This window comes from Desulforhopalus sp. (assembly GCA_030247675.1).
GTDB lineage: Bacteria > Desulfobacterota > Desulfobulbia > Desulfobulbales > Desulfocapsaceae > Desulforhopalus_A.
The window spans coordinates 78113-95558 of sequence record JAOTRX010000003.1 but is presented as its reverse complement, the minus strand read 5'-3'; the positions used below and the strand labels follow the sequence as shown (position 1 = coordinate 95558).

9 protein-coding genes are annotated in these 17446 nt (G+C 52.9%); all 9 read right to left on the bottom strand.

Going from position 1 to position 17446, the window contains the following annotated elements:
- Positions 1-513: 513 nt before the first annotated feature.
- The 9 genes from OEL83_07705 to OEL83_07665 all read right to left on the bottom strand — a co-directional run bounded on the left by OEL83_07705 (position 514) and on the right by OEL83_07665 (position 17444).
- Entirely contained in the window at positions 514-954 is a 441-nt protein-coding gene (locus OEL83_07705; GenBank protein ID MDK9706922.1) for a thioesterase family protein, read from the bottom strand.
- A gap of 141 nt (positions 955-1095) precedes the next feature.
- Entirely contained in the window at positions 1096-2382 is a 1287-nt protein-coding gene (locus OEL83_07700) for a cyclic nucleotide-binding domain-containing protein (protein MDK9706921.1), read from the bottom strand.
- A 311-nt stretch (positions 2383-2693) separates the two neighbouring features.
- On the bottom strand, positions 2694-11009 hold the full coding sequence (locus OEL83_07695; GenBank protein MDK9706920.1) for a tandem-95 repeat protein: 8316 nt from the start codon (positions 11007-11009) through the stop codon (positions 2694-2696).
- 176 nt (positions 11010-11185) lie between these two features.
- Positions 11186-12577, bottom strand: a complete 1392-nt coding sequence (locus OEL83_07690; GenBank protein ID MDK9706919.1) for a hypothetical protein — start codon at positions 12575-12577, stop codon at positions 11186-11188.
- 52 nt (positions 12578-12629) lie between these two features.
- Positions 12630-13193 carry a hypothetical protein gene (locus tag OEL83_07685; GenBank protein ID MDK9706918.1) on the bottom strand — a complete coding sequence of 188 codons (564 nt, stop codon included), beginning with the start codon at positions 13191-13193 and terminating at the stop codon, positions 12630-12632.
- 332 nt (positions 13194-13525) lie between these two features.
- Positions 13526-14752 (bottom strand): hypothetical protein, encoded by a 1227-nt coding sequence (locus OEL83_07680; protein MDK9706917.1) that lies wholly within the window; start codon positions 14750-14752, stop codon positions 13526-13528.
- 97 nt (positions 14753-14849) lie between these two features.
- Positions 14850-15503 carry a hypothetical protein gene (locus tag OEL83_07675; protein ID MDK9706916.1) on the bottom strand — a complete coding sequence of 218 codons (654 nt, stop codon included), beginning with the start codon at positions 15501-15503 and terminating at the stop codon, positions 14850-14852.
- Entirely contained in the window at positions 15500-16846 is a 1347-nt protein-coding gene (locus OEL83_07670) for a TolC family protein (protein MDK9706915.1), read from the bottom strand. Before OEL83_07670 ends, OEL83_07675 begins: the two co-directional genes overlap by 4 nt.
- A gap of 25 nt (positions 16847-16871) precedes the next feature.
- Positions 16872-17444 carry a toxin-activating lysine-acyltransferase gene (locus OEL83_07665; protein MDK9706914.1) on the bottom strand — a complete coding sequence of 191 codons (573 nt, stop codon included), beginning with the start codon at positions 17442-17444 and terminating at the stop codon, positions 16872-16874.
- Between the last annotated feature and the right edge of the window lie 2 nt (positions 17445-17446).

The following is a 17446-nucleotide window of genomic DNA, read 5'->3' as shown; positions in this document are numbered from 1 at the left end:
ATATTCCACACCCCACCGGGCTGGCTCAAAAGCATAATTCCTAACACATTACCACAAGTGCCATCCCTCTTTCACCCCCTGTCCTGCACAACCTGCTTTATCCGCTGAAATTTTCATGTAAACACTACAAATTGTCATATTATATCTTTTTTTACAGATTATTATTCAATGTAGCATTGTTGACGTAATAATTGCCATTTAGCGACGAGTCCTTGTCAAAAATCAGCATTTGAGTGTACATTCCGGAGACTAATGGCATTGGGAATGCTGCTCCATTTGGGGGAAAATCACTCAAGGAAATGCAGATCTCACCGCATTTCTATATCAGATGGATGGTACCAGTAGGCCTGATAGATGTGCAGTTGTAAGACGCCCTTCATGCGCCATTTGTCGCCGTAGGATTTGTGCGCGCACAGTACTTAGCCAAGGTGGGGGGAACCAGGAGACAATGACTGCTGAGACTACTGCTATAATTGATAACCGGAATGGCAGCATCCGCGAATCGAACTCTTTTCACCCAACCAGATAGGTTCCGGTTCCTGCCGCGATGAGAACTTTTTGGTCATTGACGAGTTCGGTACGCACAACCGCCACTTTGCTGCCTTTGCGCAGGACCGAACCGGTTGCGATAAAAAACTCTCCTTTCCCTGGGCGAAGATAGTCAACCCGCAGATCGATCGTGCCTATTTTTGCCATGCGTTTAGCGAGTTCCTCAACATCCATTCCTTCCAGATGCTTTAATAGCTCAACCGAGGCGACCAGCCCGCCGGCGAGGTCAAGGATAGAGGAAATCACCCCACCGTGGAGAATTCCCCGGACAAAATTGCCGACCAATTCTTCCCGCATATCTATTCGCGCCTCGACATCGGAGGCGGTAAGGGCGGTTATCCGCACCTGCAGGAGACGATGAAACGGCATACTCTGTTCATAAATTGCCTTCAATACATCCAACATTTCCTGAAATATCATCGCTCGCCCTGTGCCCTTCTTTATCCTGAATCAATGTTCGCAAACAACCAATTGCCAACTGACGTTCCATTTCGTTATGCCTATTTAAACCCCAACCTGGCTGGATACACGGTCCACGCCGGGGAGTTATCCACGCCCCTTCCTTTTTTGGTTGATTCTCTTAAAGATTTTTTTGAGCGTCGGCAATCCGCTCAGGTCTTCGCCGGAGATTCTGCGAAGAACAAGGTCGGTTTTGGCGATCACCGTGGCGTTTCGCAAGCCCTTTTTGGAAAAATAGGCCATCTCACCAAACACATCGCCGGCGGTCAAGACACCAAGCTCCAGGCCATTGGCATCAAGAATGGAGACACTTCCCTCATCAATAAAATAGACACCATCCGGGTTGTCGTTGACATGAATGATCAACTCATTTTTCTTCCGCCAGACCAATTTGAACTTTCGCTCCCAAGCGGTATCAACGACTAGTGCCTGGTAAAATTCTTCATTCAGGGCCTTAAAGAGCTCGCTGGAAAGATTAAGCAAACGAATCCCCAGACGCTGTCCGTCAGATTCACCGATTTTCATACCAACCTGCCGAAAGTCCTCTTCCGGGCTCGGGTGGTTGCCGATGTATTCCAGAACCCGTTCAGTCGGAAAATCCTTTTTGCCGGTCATCTCTACAAACAGACCTTGAACATCGAGTAACCTCTGCCGTGCCAAAGGGAAGTCCGGATGAATGCCCTGCAGGACATTACCGCAAAACAACTCTATGGCACGATTTTTCTTTTCGATAAATTGCAAAAGCTTCTTTTTGTCGACATCGGCGGGACACTGGTGAATACCAGGTTTGTAAACCGAAAAAATATGGACTGGATGCATGAAATTCTTGGGCGTTACCTTGCCGATACAGACCAAATACCTGGAATGCTCAGTCTGCCAGAAGGCCATTCCCCGATCCATAAGAATCTTGGTACCAAAATAGCCGCATAACTCCTCAAGGCGACTGGCCACCGAAAAACTGGCTCCAAACCGCATGACACTGCCATCGAGAGTTGCCTCAATCAGATCTCCAGTAAACAAGCCAATCCGGGTATCGGGAATGATTCCCCGGGTCATGGCCCGGACCATCTCCAGGGCAACATCAAGGGCCTGGCCACACATCTGATCCTTGCCCTGTCCTGGTTTTCTTTGGATTAGAGCAACGGCGCCGTCGCCTGCCGAAGATTCGATATCCTGGCCTTTGCCGCAGACAGAATGAACAATCTGCTTGAGATTACGGTGATACTGCAGCATGAAATCCCTGATCTCCGTCGGCCTCATATCCGCGGTTTTCCGGGAATAACCGACCATATCGCTGAGCAGGATGGCCACTTCTCTTTCAACTCCGACCAAATCATCACTGACTGTCGTTTTCGCCAATTTTTTTGACTTCATCGGACGCGTACCATATCATCTTTCGTGTTTGGCCTCACCGGAACCAAGGCAACGGTAACACCTCTCCGGTCAAGGCTAAAGCCTTCGCGAGAGGACCACGACTCCATTACCAATATGGTAGCCTCAGAAAAACCAATGGTCAAAGAAAAGAAAACACGAAATCAAATATTTTCGATCTTTTGGATTGTCGAGGTATCACCTCACCCATCCAATTGCCTTCCTTGTAGGCAATCAAAGACCTTGTGCCTGCCCCGTCTGAAGGTATTGCACCACTCGCCTCCTCTTCCATCAAGACAGCTACCGTCTGCTATTCAGCAAACCATCGTTTGATAACCATGTCCGCTGGTTTCCTGTATATCGACAACATCCCCATCATAAACCGGTTCAACAACGGCGACGGCGGCAGCAACCGTCTCATCCGCCGGATAAGCAGCGATATCCGAGCAAAGCTGTGAGGCCAGGCGATTGAGCTCGGCATCATCAAAGAGAAGGTCCACATCCTCACCATCTGCGGGCACGGCAACCATTGTCAGGGATTCACCGATAAGCCCGACATCGGCAACCACGCCGGTGCTCCCATCCTCCCACTGAAAGGTGGTCTCTCCGTGAATAATATTCCCCTGAAATTCACGGAAATTCTGATCGCTCTGCAGGGTGATGGCCGTTATTCCCCGTTCTTCCAGGGTGGCAAATTCCTGGTCATCGGTCTGGCCGTTGCCATCACGGTCCTGCCAGACGGCAAAGGATCGCCAGGTCTCGTCGGCTGCGTCGAAAATGCCGTCGGTGTTGCTGTCAAAGGCTCGCAGGCCTTCAAGATCAGTTGCTGCCGCGGGGTCGTACTCACGCAGGACAAGTTCGCTGGCATGGCTGACGATCCGGTCGTGGTCATAATCGTAGACCAAGAATCCGTCATCCCGGCCTGCCCATCCCGTCCCTTCAGCATCGCCATCACGGTTCCAGTCAAAGGTCACGCCCGCGGAGATATCAACCAGCTCAACACCATCACCATCAAGATCAAAAACCACCGGTGAATAGACGTAGTTGCCATCTTCTATCGATAAATTGCTCAACTTCACGTAGATCGATCCGCTTGCCCCGGCCTGATCGACGGCAGTGAGTATCACCGAGGCATTGGCGACATCGCCTTTAAATTTAAAGGTAAAACCCGCTTCATCGGTGATTGTGCCGACATTCGGTGCCGAACAGTTGATAGTAACGATGTCGCCCTGTTCCCCCCAGGTATTGCCGCCATTGGGGTCTTCGGCGTGGAAGTTGAACCACACCGTGTAGCCATTTTTCCAGCCAATGGCATAGATCCCGGAAAAAGTCGGGGCGAAGTTATGCTCACGGATCCCGTCAATTCTCAGCTGGCTCGCTGTCTCTCCGCCATGGCCGTCGGAAACGGTATAGCCGACCACCACCCGGTCTTCACGAAAATCCGGCCGCACCAGCAGACTACCGCCGGAGACGCGGATATCGGCATGCCCCGAGATGACATGCGGACTCTGCATTGTCAAGATGTCGCCATCGGCGTCGCTGTCATTGCCGAGCAAACTGCTGATCCGGTAGCTATTCCAAACGCTGTCCTCGGCCTCGCCGTTATCGTAGTGGACTACCGGCCGGTCGTTGACCGGATCGACCAGAATCTCCGCCTGGACAACCGACTCGCCGCCATGGGAATCGATTACCGTATAGCTGAAGGTATCCAGGCCATAAAAGTCGACACCTGGAAGATAGGAGATGATGCCGCTAGCGGGGTCGTAGGCAAGCTGACCATGGCCGGCAGCGAAGACCCCGGCGACCGCCAAGGCATCGTCTTCATACGGCGAAGCCATTTCGACATCACCATCATTGGCGAGCAGATCGGCGGTAGAAAAGATCAGGGTATTGTCTTCCACGGCGCCGGCAATACGTTCACCACAGGCAATCGGATTGTCATTCACCGGTGCGATATCAAAAAAGGCCATGGCGGTCACCGCGTCGCTGATGCCATCGGAGACCGTATAGCGAAAACTCGCCTGCCCCGGATAGAGCTTGTTATAATTCAACTCCGGCGTGAAACGGATTGTCCCGTCGCCCAGGAGTTCGACCTGGCCGTGCTCTACCTGATCAACGGCGATAATACGCAGGGAATCGCCTTCGCTATCCCAGTCATTGGTGAGTAAATCAGCCTGGTTGGTGACCGCAATACCATCCTCGACGATAAAAAGGAGTTCCGAGGAAAGCTCAGGTACAGCGTTGGTCTGCACGTCGATTACCGCCTTGGCCTCGGCAAAACCACCGTTGCCGTCCCCTATCCTGTAGCTGAAGCTGTCGATACCCAGCCAGTCGGCAGAGGGAGCAAGGTAGCGGACATTGCCGGCGCCATCCAGGGCAACGCTGCCGAACTCGGCGGGGCCGACGGCGGTGATCCGCAGGGGATCATTGTCTGCGTCTCGGTCATTGGCCAGGAATGTCTCGGCCAGATAGATGTTTTCATAGGAGTTGTTGCTGTAGGCAAGAATGCCTTCATCCTCTGTGGCAAGCGGCGCGTCATTTACCGCCGCAAGCGCAACACCGACAAAGCCGGTGCCAATCCCTCCCTCCTCATCACGAACCAGATAGCGAAAGAAGGCGCTGCCGGAGAAGTCCTTATCCGGAAGAAAATGAATCATCCCCTGCGGATCGACATACACATCGCCGTGCAGGGAGCTGTCGATGCCGCCAAAGCGCAGAACTGCCCCATCCTCGACATCGACCGCCCCGGCCATGAGGTCTGCCACCTTCATGGTCACCTCCTGGTCTTCGACCCCGCTGCTTGAGAAATACGTTGTTTCCGGCAGATCATTGACCGGCACAATACCGAGATGCAGCTGGCCGCCGATCTCATCGCCCCGGCTGTTGCTTGCCAGATAGGCAAGCGACGCCTCGCCGTAGAAATCCTGGTCGGGAATAAAGGTGTAGATGCCGCCGCTTTCTTCGATTCTGCCGCCGACAACATCGCTCACCATGTCGAGATGAAAGAGATCGCCGTCCGGATCCTGAATAAACCTGGCAATCTCAGAGGATGTAAAGGCCAGGGCCTGGTCTTCATCGATATACAACCGGTCGCCGATGACCTCCGCTTCGTCGGCGACACCTGTCACCTTCACCGCCACCCAACCGTCTGCCTGCCACCCCTCACCATCGCGAACCGAGTAGGCAAACCCCGCGTCCTCACCAAAATAGTCGCGGTCCGGTAAAAATTGCACCGCACCGCTATCGGTCATCCGCACCTGGCCATGGCTTGCCCCGCCCAGGCCGACAAATTCCAGAGAGCCGTCGCCATCCCCATCACTGTTACCTTCCATCAGCTCGGCGACAGTGTCAACCAGCACCCCGTCCTCCTCGACAGTGAAGTTATGGCCGGCAAAGGTGGTCGGGTCGTCCTGGGAAAGGATTGCGAGATCCAGGGCGCCGGTCAGAATCGCGCCATGGCCGTCAGTTGCCCGGTAGGAAAGGATCGCCGGGCCGTGGTAATTGCCGTCGGGGGTAAAAATGTAATGGCCTGCGCTGGTGGAAACCCTCCCGCCGCTTGCCGCGGTAAGCTCTGTCAGGGTGATGGCGTCGCCATCGGGATCGCTGATAAACCGGGAGATGGTCACCCCATCAAAGAGTATCGGCTGGTCTTCATGGCCTTCAAGGGTTGTGGCGATGATCGCCGGATCGTCATTCACCCCGGCCACGACCACCTGCACCCATCCTGTCGACGCCAGGCCCAGACTGTCTTCAACCCGGTAGGCAAATCCGGCCTCGGGGCCGAAATAATCGATTTCGGGAATAAAGGTCACCGTACCATCGCCATCGACCGTAACACTGCCGTGCCGGGCATCACTCAGGCCGGCGAAGGTGAATACCGAACCGTCTATATCGCGGTCGTTGGCCAGCAAGGTGGCAACCGTGGTGGTAACTGCCTGCTCTTCCGTGGTGTTCAGGACATCGCTGCCGGTATCGATGGCGTCGTTGACCGGCAGGATGGCAAACTGCAGATGCCCGGCAACCGTGCCGCGTTGATTGTCGGCGGCCAGGTAATCAAAGGAGGCCGGGCCGGAGGAGTTGGCGTCCGGCACAAAGGCGAAGTACCCGCCGGTGGTGACAATGCTGCCGCCGGTGACATTGCTGATCTGCTGGAGATGCAGGGCGTCACCATCAACATCCCGGACAAAGGTCGCCACTTCTTCCGGGCTGAAGATCAGCATCTCATCTTCCAGAATATCGGCGTGAGCCGTGGTGCAGATGGTCGGCGCGTCATCCTGGGCAATGACCTTGACCGCTGCCCAGCCACTGGCATTGTTGCCCGAGGCATCGGCAACCAGGTATTGAAATCCGGCCTCCGTGCCGCAATAATCGGCATCCGGGGTAAAGAGGATCGAGCCGTCCGCCTGTAAGACAACCGCACCGTGCAGGGCCGCGCCAAGACCGGTAAAGCTGAGCGCTTCGCCATCATATTCCCGGTCGTTGGCGAGGAGGCGATCCACTTCCACCCTCAGCGGGCTGTCCTCGGTGGTGAGGAAGCGGTCGGCAACGGCCAGCGGAGCGGTATTGCCGTCGCTATAGGTAAGGCTCACCTTGGCCATGACCGGATAGGCGTCGGCATGGTCACGCACCCAGTAGGAAAACTCGATGTCGCCGTGGAAGCCCGCTTCCGGGACAAAGGCCAAGCGCCCACCAACCTGCTGAACCTCTCCATGTTCGATCCCCCGGAGATGATCGAGGTGAAGGCTGTCACCGTCCGGGTCGAGGTCATTTGCCTGCAGCTGGTCGAGATAGAAGATCTCGCCCTCGGCAAGATGAAAGCTATCATCGGTAAGTTCCGGGGCGTGATTAACCTCCTGCACCAATACCGTCGCCAGTTTTTCTACCAGTTCACCGGAAGACGTCTGCACCGTATAGGAAAAAGAGCCGGTACCGACAAAACCAGGAGTCGGGGCAAAGCGCAGATCGCCGGTGCCGTCCTGCCAAATCGTACCACCCTGAGCTGAGCCAAAGGAGACAAGGCGGCAGTTCTCGGTCTGCCTGAGGTAGCCACCAGCCAGGGTATCCTCGGCCAGTTGCACGGGGAGAAAACGCAGGATCGTGTCCTCGGCCATGCTAAACACCGCCCCTTGTTTTATGCCTGGCGGTGGTTCCGGCAGAACGGTATCCGGAGGAAGATCCTCCGGGGTAATGAGGTGGCCGGAAAAAGCGGCCGCGGGCTCTTCCGAAAATCCGGGATCACCGGCGCTGCGTGCCACAAGCGTGCGAAACAACTCGTCGCTGTCATCGTGCTGCCACCAGGATGCCCGGCTGCCATCGGCAAGAGATCCGCCCTGGCCAAGCACAGCCGAATCGCGGTAAAAATAGGCGCCGGAACCGGGGATCTCTGAAAGCAAGCCTGTGCCGGCAAGGAGCTCCGGCCAGTGCTGATCGAGGAACTGGGGCATCGCCACGGGATCGATACGTTCTGGGACCGGGTGGCTGGAGGACTGGGGCGTGGCGGATTTTTCCGGCTGGGCTACTTCGTCCGCCTGGCGTAGATATTCCTGCCGTTCAAAGCCATCCAAGGGCTTGATAAACTGGCTGTTGCTTGTTGCGGCAGCCAGTTCCCCCGCCTGGGCGCTTGCCGCAAGACCAAACAGGCCACCGGTGCAGCCAAGGGCCATGGCATACAATTCGGAGCCCGGCCCGGTGAAAAGGCCGTTCAGACTGGCAATACGGAGGATGTCAGCGACTTTCTGGCTGGGCAGCTGCTCGGGGCGTATAGCAAGAGAGGTGATATCGCCTGCCTTGGCGGCAAACACCTGGCCCTGCGGACCAATATTGCCGCCACCCGCCAGAATGCCGCTGTCCCAGGACGCCGCCCGGCGTTTGCCGGTCTCACCATAGGTGTAGGTCATGCCGGTTTTGCCGAAACCGTAGCCGGCCATGATGGCATCGACTTTATCGAAATCTATCTCGCCGAGGTCATCTGTTGCCACCTTGATCGCCGAGTCGATACGTTCGCCGCGGTCCCGGGCATACAAAACACCGCGCATCTCCTCGACACTCCTCGACATATCTTCGATCACCACATTGACCTTGCCGCCGGTTGGGCTCTCATAATTAATGGTGGCGCCCTCATGGCGGATGACCGTCAGACCGGGAAGCTTGCCGTCGATTTCGATGCGGCCTCCGGCTGCTTGGTACCATTCGATGACATTGCCCACTACCGAGGCCATGGAAATCGCCGCCTCGTGCATGACTGCATCGCCGCTGATCCGGGTTGTCACCTGGCCATCTTCGTTCAGGGTGAAGCGCACCTTGGCTTCGGGCGGTTTATCGTCTTTATAGATGCTGGCGATGGTGGCGGCGATTCCCTGGGAGATGTACAAACTGTCCCAAATATCGCCAATGCTCATCTCGTCGAGATCCTCGACATAGTGCGCGTAGCGTAGCGGATTGAAGAACTCGGCATTGGCCTGGCCAAAGCCGAACTGCCCTTCCAGGTCATCGGGGATATGCACCCCGTTCTTCTCCCACATCTCAACGTTGTAGCCGGAGTAGTAGATATTGTCCTCGTAAATGTCGTTGGCCCATTCCGCAGGTTTCTCCAGGCAGACGATGGCCGCATGGGCCGCTTCCTCACCACCGGGGGCGATGTCGTCGGTAAACTCCTCGATGTTTTCGGTATCGATGATCTGTCCGTCGCAACCGCGGGTGGCGCTGCCGAGCTGCAGAGCGAGGGCGATGATCCAGCCGTAAACAGGGATACAGCAGAGGACGGTGGTAGCAACCGCCAGGGCAATCTGCTCTGACCCTCCCTGAATATCGCCATCGGCAATGGACAGCAGGCCCTGAGCAACACCGATGGCGCAGCCAATAAGCGGAACCACCGATCCCGCCGCGTTACTTGCGACGGACAAACCCAGAGCGGCGCTTGCCTGGCTGAGCGCCACATAGGTGCTCAGGCCGCTCTGCACAACGCTCAATGTCGCCTGGATTTTGGCGATGCTGTCGCCATCATCATAGGCCTCGGACAACTGTTTGATGCTCAATCCAAGACTGATCAGGGAAGCTGCCGCACCGGCAACCGCCCCGCCGATCATGCCAGGGGTAGGCTCCGCGGTCTTGCCAAGGATTGGCTCCGGCCTGCCTTGAAAGGTATTGTAAGCATCGAAGCAGTTATCAACGATCGATACCGAATTCAGGGCAACCGCCCACTCATCGTCGCTATCCATCGCCTGTTGCAGCCGAATGATATCGCCGATGGCATTGACTACACTTGACATCCCCTGCACCCCGGCGGAGTAGCTCCCAGCCGTCGTTGCATAGGTTCTGTCCTCTAAGGCCAGCGTATCAAGCGACCGGACAAGATTAACCGTCGCCTCAAAGGCATCCCAGTCGCTCCCCTGCTCGTAGGCATGGAGCAGGGCCGTCATCTTATCGCCCACCGCTTCAACTTTTTGCGCGATAATGGCCGCCTGCAGCATGGATTGCCACTGCGACGCATCCAGACCGAGGAAAGTGGTCGGGAGGGATTTGGAGGGGTCGGTTGCTGGGGTGGCAGTTGTTTGTTCTTTTTCGATCGGGCTGGTGGGCAACGAATTGTCGCTGTTAGCTGTTAATGTTGAAGAACCGTTTGACCGAACACTCTCCAGATAACTCTTACGCTCCTGATCAACATAACCATCGGCATCACCATAGTCAGCGACCATGAGATGCTGACGGGTAGCCTCAACTTCATTCTTTTCACTATTTAGTGCGTATAATTCGCGCTCAATATCTTTGATCTCTTTTTGATCTTCTGAATCAGAACCCTGATACGCGTTAAAAAAGCTGAGCCTAGCCTCCAACGAATTGATTTCCAAAGAAATACTTGAAATTTTATCGTTAATAAGAATATAAATAGGATCGACTTCCTCTTCAGACCGAGCATTGCTGAAAGCAGATATTCGTTCCGTCCGGATTGTATGCTGCTCTAAAATCGTCCCCACAGGATCAATGAACGCATCCCGGAACTTCGCCACAACAAAATCAAAACTGACCGTTTCTCCGAGATGTTCAATGCCAGGAAAAATTCCACTTCCAGAAGGTACTGGGCTCCCCTCTTCTCTAATATTCAGAAATTGCCCCTTGGGAACCCCTAGTGGTTCGGAAACGGTTTCTAGTTCGTTTCTGACAAAATCGAGATAGTCGGGGTCTTTTACTACACCACCACCGGCGGCAGGATCGGTAGTGGTTCCCCGCATACCAAAAGTATTACTAATTATCTGCGCAATTGCGCCGCCTTTGGAATCTCCTGTGACGCTATAATCAAACTTATCACTTCCGTTGGGGAGTTTGTTGTCTTTCTTAAATATATCAACAAACGTCAGAGCCTCTTTGTCCTGTTCGTGAAGCTTACCGGCGATATGTGAAAAATTGGGTCCATCTAATACCTCCCAATCCTTTCCATCAGTATCTGAGCCACGTACAGCGAAGACCACTTCATTGGTGTTTTCTTTTCGCAGTGCGTAGATTTCTAGACCGGATTTGGGGTTTTCTTGCCATTTTTCGATCACCCAACCAGGAGGGGCTTTGATTTCAGTTCTCCCTTTAAGATAGACGTCGTCAGCCAGTTGAACACGTTCGGCGTGGGTTACACGGACCATTGCAGGATCTCCACATTATTTTTATAAAAACCGGTTAACTGACAACAGATACCAGGACCATTACTATTTCTTTTTAGCACCTAAGCGCTTTTCGGCCAGATCAAGAAAGGAACCCATCTGTTCTTTATGCAGACGGTTATATTCCTGGATTTCGGCAATAAAGGTTGGCGGCAGACTTATTTCATGGCTGCTTTTTGCAAATCCGTCGGGATCCCAATGAACAAAACGTTTTGAATCAATAAAGAGGAAATAATTATCTTCCTCTCTACTGCCTTTATATGGAGCAGATATATGTTGATCGACGGAAGCGACCGAGAAATCCAAGCCCCAAGCCTTGCCGTGTAGCATGTAGCGACCATATGTGCCCCCCCCCCCCACTTTGGATTCAACTCCCCTGTTTTCTCTCGAATCCGATATGTGAATTCGACAAACTTAAACGGCTTATAGCTAAAAAGCCATGGATAGTCAGGAGGATCATTTTCCTGAAATTGTTCACCTAAAAACACTATCGAGCTATCAGAAAGTCCACCGAATTTGACGGCAAAATCACCGCCAACAGTGAGGGGGAGATCGGCATGTTTATCAACGTAAAAATCAAACACCTCACTCCATTGTCCCAAGCCTCCCGGGGTGCAATTTCTTGTGTCACTAAAATACCCACAGGTACTCTGTCCGCTCGGGACCATACGGTAGGAGACTGCCTCGGCGCCATGTAGTTCTGCGCGAACCCTGGAGCTTGGCATATTATAACGGTCAGCAAAATCCTGACTACATACCCAGAGGCCGGTGTCTTCCTCCCTGCCGCCCCGCCAATTTGTTTCAGTTACTGTGGGAGTTGCCGCATGAAGTTCCAGAACCCTCTGCCAAAACGATGGCGGCAACTGCACCAAATGCGATTCCTTTGGCGAAACGGCAAAGCGCACCGTTCGAGGGATATCGGGTGGCAGCAAGGTGGCCCTGCCGTCGATCAGGATGGTGACCAAGGTCAAGCCCTTCCTGAGAGCCCCTTTGTTGTACCCGATCACCTCGCCAGTGTATAGATCGTCTGGAGGTTGCCCTCCAACCTCCAGGGCAACTCCCTGAAGACCAAAACCATTCTGCCACTTGGCCTTCATCTCGGGGTTACGTTCACCAAGAATATATAAAGAACTTTTCCACGGTTTGAACTCCACATCATGTTTCTTTTTTATCCCAAGTTCGGTACCACTGTCGATCCACAGATCGAGAACACAATCAAAGGACCAGACACATTTTTTGCTGTCCCCTTCGCCGTGACAGCGCTTACGCCCTGAAGGCTCAACACGAAAAGCGGCAATCTCCGCACCACGCAGCTCTTTATCGCGCCACTCCTTGGGTAAAGCAAAACGCCTTTGCGCATATTCGCTTACCACCCAGGCGTGGTTATCGCTTATGGTAAGGCTGGTATGGCCGCAAAACTTACGAAACTTCGAGTCTTGGCGCTCTGCGTAGGTCAATCTATCGCAAGAACTGTGGGCTGAACTCAGTGACAGTAGGAGCAAGAGGAGGACTGTCAATCCTATTAATTGCTGTCTGTATGTATTCTTCACATGATCACCTGTTTGCCCTTTGAGGAATATCACTGAAATGTATCCGCTTCATTCAGTTGGTTTTATGGTTGTTTACCGCCTCAGGCGATGGGATTTTAATATCCTTTACCACCCCTCCGGGAAGATAAAAGTACCGCTTGACGACAACCATTTCGCCGTGTCGCACTACTACAGAATGCTTGCCTTCCGACAATTGATAGCGGTTGGTTTTCAGGAAGGATTCATCCAAAACAAATTCGTCGGCATCGACCGTAATCTTGGCGTTTCCAGTCTGACCGGAAAATGAGAGATAGGCTGGGAGCGGCGGAGGAACCTCCTGCCTTTTTTTATGTGCGCAGCCAACAAAGATCAGTATTAAGAGGCAAAATAGTAAGAAAAAAGCTTTCGATCCTTTCAATGTTTTCTCCAAATTTGATTTATCGGTGCGTGTCTGTCCTGAAAATATCAAAAAGAATGGAAAGGCATTCTCAGATACAACGTTTTTCGCTGATGCTGCGATGGTATCCCCTTGTTCTTCCGTTACTCCCACTTCCTCTATATTGAGTACCTTTGCAATGCCTGCCTCCTTGATGCGCATGAAAGCAGCGCGAATTGAATAATGAACAAAACTAGCCATTGCGAAGGTAAACGTTTCAAAACCTTTGACAGATCACCTGTACTTCCTTGCCAAGTTCTTGTCATTTGTTCCTCCAGTTCATGTTCTGGCGAATTTCAAGTTCAAGGATTTTATATACCGAAAGGGCATAAGTTTCGATTGAGCAGGCCAGCTGCTCAACTTAGCTATACCCGCCAGCAAGCTCTTGTGTTTCTTTGATTTCTTCGAAAATAAAGCGAAGAACAATGCGAACCACCAGCTACGGCCATTGAGGAAACAGTCAAATTAACCCACTGATTGGTTTATGATTGTTGGAACCTATCGCCACGCTCATGGTACTGTAAATCGCCTAACTATTTTCTAGAAATATTCGAGTTGCCCTTCCCGGGTTCAAATTGCTCTGCCATATTGACTTCAGGGAGTTTTTGCAGACCTCGGCTTGCATTTTTTCGGAGTGCCCTTGTTCTTCCTTCCTCTTTTAAAGTTCCCAGCACCAAACGATATCGAGGGTTATTGCTCTTTCCTAAAATCTGACAGAACAATGAAAGTACTTCAGCGGTATCTCTATCGGTCTTGCTCCTCTGATCCCAGGTGATTTCCGCCAACTCATCAAGGTTGTCCTGATTGTTTTCGCCGGATTGGAGGATATTCTTGGCTACATCGAGTAAAGCCTTGCTGTTTCCTTCAGCGAGATATTTTTTAACCAACACGATTTTCTCATCTGGCTTCTCATCTGCGAGTTCGTCGTCCTTTTTCTCATCACCTATGGGAATAATTTTTGTGACATACAAAATCGGCTTCTCTTTTTCATAAAACTGCACCGTTCCGAGGTTATTGTAGAAATAATTGGTAACGAATGATACGCTCCCGCGCCACCCGTCTGCCCTTCCAGAGCCTACTGCATCCGGTTCTCCCAGTTTTTCTTTTACAAATAGTTCATTTTCACCGCTGCTGATGCCCAAGAACAGGTCCCTTCTCAGGCTGGAATCGGCATTTCCATCCTTTGAATTCTTTATTTCGGCAGAAGACAGCGGAGTGTTTTTTCGATTGGGATTAATCGTCCCAATAACCGTCGACACGATGTTTCCAAAGCCATCTTCCAGCCAAATTCCAGTGAATTCCGGACTCAGGTTTCCTTTGACCAGATACGTAGCGTTTGCTTCCGGCGTAAATTGCAGTTCACCTTTAATTACCGGCTCAAGTGCCCCCGATGTATACCTTAACAATTTATTAATACTCAGTTTCTTTCCAGCAACAGTAATGCGCAACGGTTGAGTGGGGACCTTTCGATGATGACCAACCGGACTGAGTCTCCAGCATGCCCCTGCTTTTTTGGTCTCACTATTGATTGCACTCATTGTTGAGTCGATGGCATTTTCTATCACTTTCCCGTCAATGGACTCAACATAGTAAATATCAGCGTTCATATGGCCAAATTGATCAAAGGTGTCGTTGATGATCGCTGTATCTCCTGCATAATTATCGGGAATAAAGGGGGAAGGCAGGGCACACCCTCCTACGAGGTACGATAGTGATACGAGTAGTACCACCTTCATTAAAGCCGATCTGTTGATATTCATTGTGTCTCTCTTATTTTATAGTGACCTGTAATCAAACAATAAAAGTACCATTTCAGGTACTTACTCATTAAAATTCCAGCAAACTTCCCTTGAAGTTTTATAACGTAACAATTGCCTTCTGGCATTCTGGGGAATTGATCAGCTCGGCAAATATCAATCCCAGTTTATCGCTCAACGCCTTTTGCACCTGACCGTTAGAAAGCGCGCCGGTAAAATTCCGCTTTAACCCTTCCACCATGCCGGCACTGTCCTTTTCCGCAAGGAGCTCCCCTTTGCCGTCGTAGACACTCATCTTCAGGTCCCACTGCAATTCCACTTCGACCCAGCTGTCGGATCGGAATTTATTGATGGTCAATACGATTATTTTGTCGTATCCGCCAGCGGCCTGTTGTTTGACAATGTCCCCCGGATTGTCGGCTAAGGTGGGAATGGCAAACCGGGATACCTTAAAGCCATTGGTAACAAAGGATGGCGAGAGAATGGCCGACATGTCTTCAGCCAGAGGTTTGCCTGACCTGGTAACGGCATCTCGCATGATCCCACCGCCATTGGGATGTTGACCGATATATGCAGGTGGCTTGGTTTTATCGACGACAAAGGAACGCAGGTCCTGAACACCTATCGCCAACTTGCCCGATCCTTTCAGCTGGATTGCAAACTTTGACTTGGTCAAGTCGTAGCTGGCAGTACATCCGCTGATCAAAACAACCGCAAGCAGCACCCCTACCCCATACACGAACAATCTCCTCATATCTCCTCCCCATTTTTTACGCTTGATTGCAGCCAAATCGAATCGACACCAACCACCTGCCGAAATTTCTCTAGTAAGATCATATAGTCATAGCGAGATGTCCGGTACTGCCGCATTGAGCGATAGTGATCCTGCTCGGCGTTCAGCACATCGAGCAAGACCTTTGCCCCCTCATCATAGGCGGCCTGGGTTGACTCCAGGGCCTTTTCGCTGACCGCCACGGCCTGTTGATAGGCAGAAGCCAACTGCCGGGTGTTGGCGATGCTCTCCCACAGGGAACGAACCGATCGGCGCATTGCCCGATCGGCAACCGTTGTCCGCTCCTCGGCGGCCCTGACCTTTTTGTCGGCGGCAATAAAGGCGGCACTGTCCCGGCCGCCGGCAAGGAGCTTGCCCTCCAGACGAAGACCAACATCCATTTCATTACGCTCTTCGCCATATCCGGCCAGACCATCGGTGGGATGCCGTTCGCTATAGTCGGCAAAGAACACCAGAGAGGGCAAAAACCGGCTTTGGGCCGCCCGGAACTCAAACCGGGCCGTTTCCACCTGCAGCTGTTTTAGCTTAAGATCGGTGTTGGCAGCAGCGGCCACCCTAAGCCAGGCGGCAAGATCATTGGGGATGGCGGGCAGGGTCATTTGTGGATCGAGATCGTCGAGTTCTTCGACAATTTCCTGATCGATAAGCTCCTCCAAGGCCTTCAGGGCATTGGATAGATCGGACTTTCTGGCAATCTCCGTTGCCGATGCCGTGCGGTAGCGGGCCTCTGCTTCATACTGGCTGGTGATGGTGGCAAAGCCAAGTTCGAGCTTTTGCACGGCATTCTGCACCTGTTTTTGTAATGCCGCCGTTTCCGCCCGGGCCAGCTTGAAGGATTCCCTGGCCGACAGGACCCCGTAATATCGCTCGTGGACCTTGAGCAGCAGGTCTTCTTTCGCCTTTTTTTCCAGCAGCAGAGCGATATCCATTTCGGCCAGACCCTGCAGGGCCTTGCTCCCCTTTTCCAGGTCAATCAGCGGTTGCTCGAAGCCGATCGCCAGGGCCATTTCGTTGAATTTGGCCAGGCGTTCATCCAGACCAGCGCTTGCCTCTGGCTTTAAACTGTCACGGCTGCGCATGGTACTGCCGGAGGCGGTAAGGGACGGGCCATATCCTGCCACGGATTGCCAGGCCTCGGCATCCCGCGCCTCGGCGACCAGGGTATCGGCCCGGACCTGGGCATCGCGTTTGCCGGCGAGATCGATTATCTCCGATAGACCAAGGGCCGCGGCTCTTGACGAAAGGCCAAGAAAGGCTGGTAGCACAGCCAGGCAGCAGGCAGCGGTTAAAAAATAGTGCCTCATTTCATCACACTGTTATCCGAGAGTATTATTTTAAACCCGAGCTGACCTGCGCCGTCTCCTGGCCGTCCTCTTCCTGTTTCTTCGTTGCCAGGGGCGGCAGTTCTCTAGCGGTGATGCCGCCGGTTTTCGGATCGGGGGCAAGGAGGCGAATCATTTGCCCTGGGAATTCATTGTTGCGGATATCGGCGAGCATGTTGTCGACACCACCGAAGGGGGCGACAAGATCGATGATCCACAGGCGGTCACCGCTTTTCCAATCCTCCGGCCGCAGTTTCCCGCCATTCTGAAACAAGCGTTTTTCCGCCGCCAGGTCGAGATAGGCCCAGCTGATAAAGGAGATGGGATACTCTTTTTTCATATACAGTTTGCACTGGCCATTCACCAAGGGTGGCAGCAGCAGCCATTCCAGATCGCTGATAAATTGGTAGCGACGGTGCGATGACTGCATATAGAGCATGATGACCGGCCCCATTGCCGGCAGGCGCTGAAGAACCTTCATCGACTGAGCGTGAATATGCTCCTGCAGGGCGGCCTTCTCGGCAGTCTCTGCAGATTTTACCGCAGGCCTTTCCGTCTCCTGCTCGTTGGTTTCTTCCATGG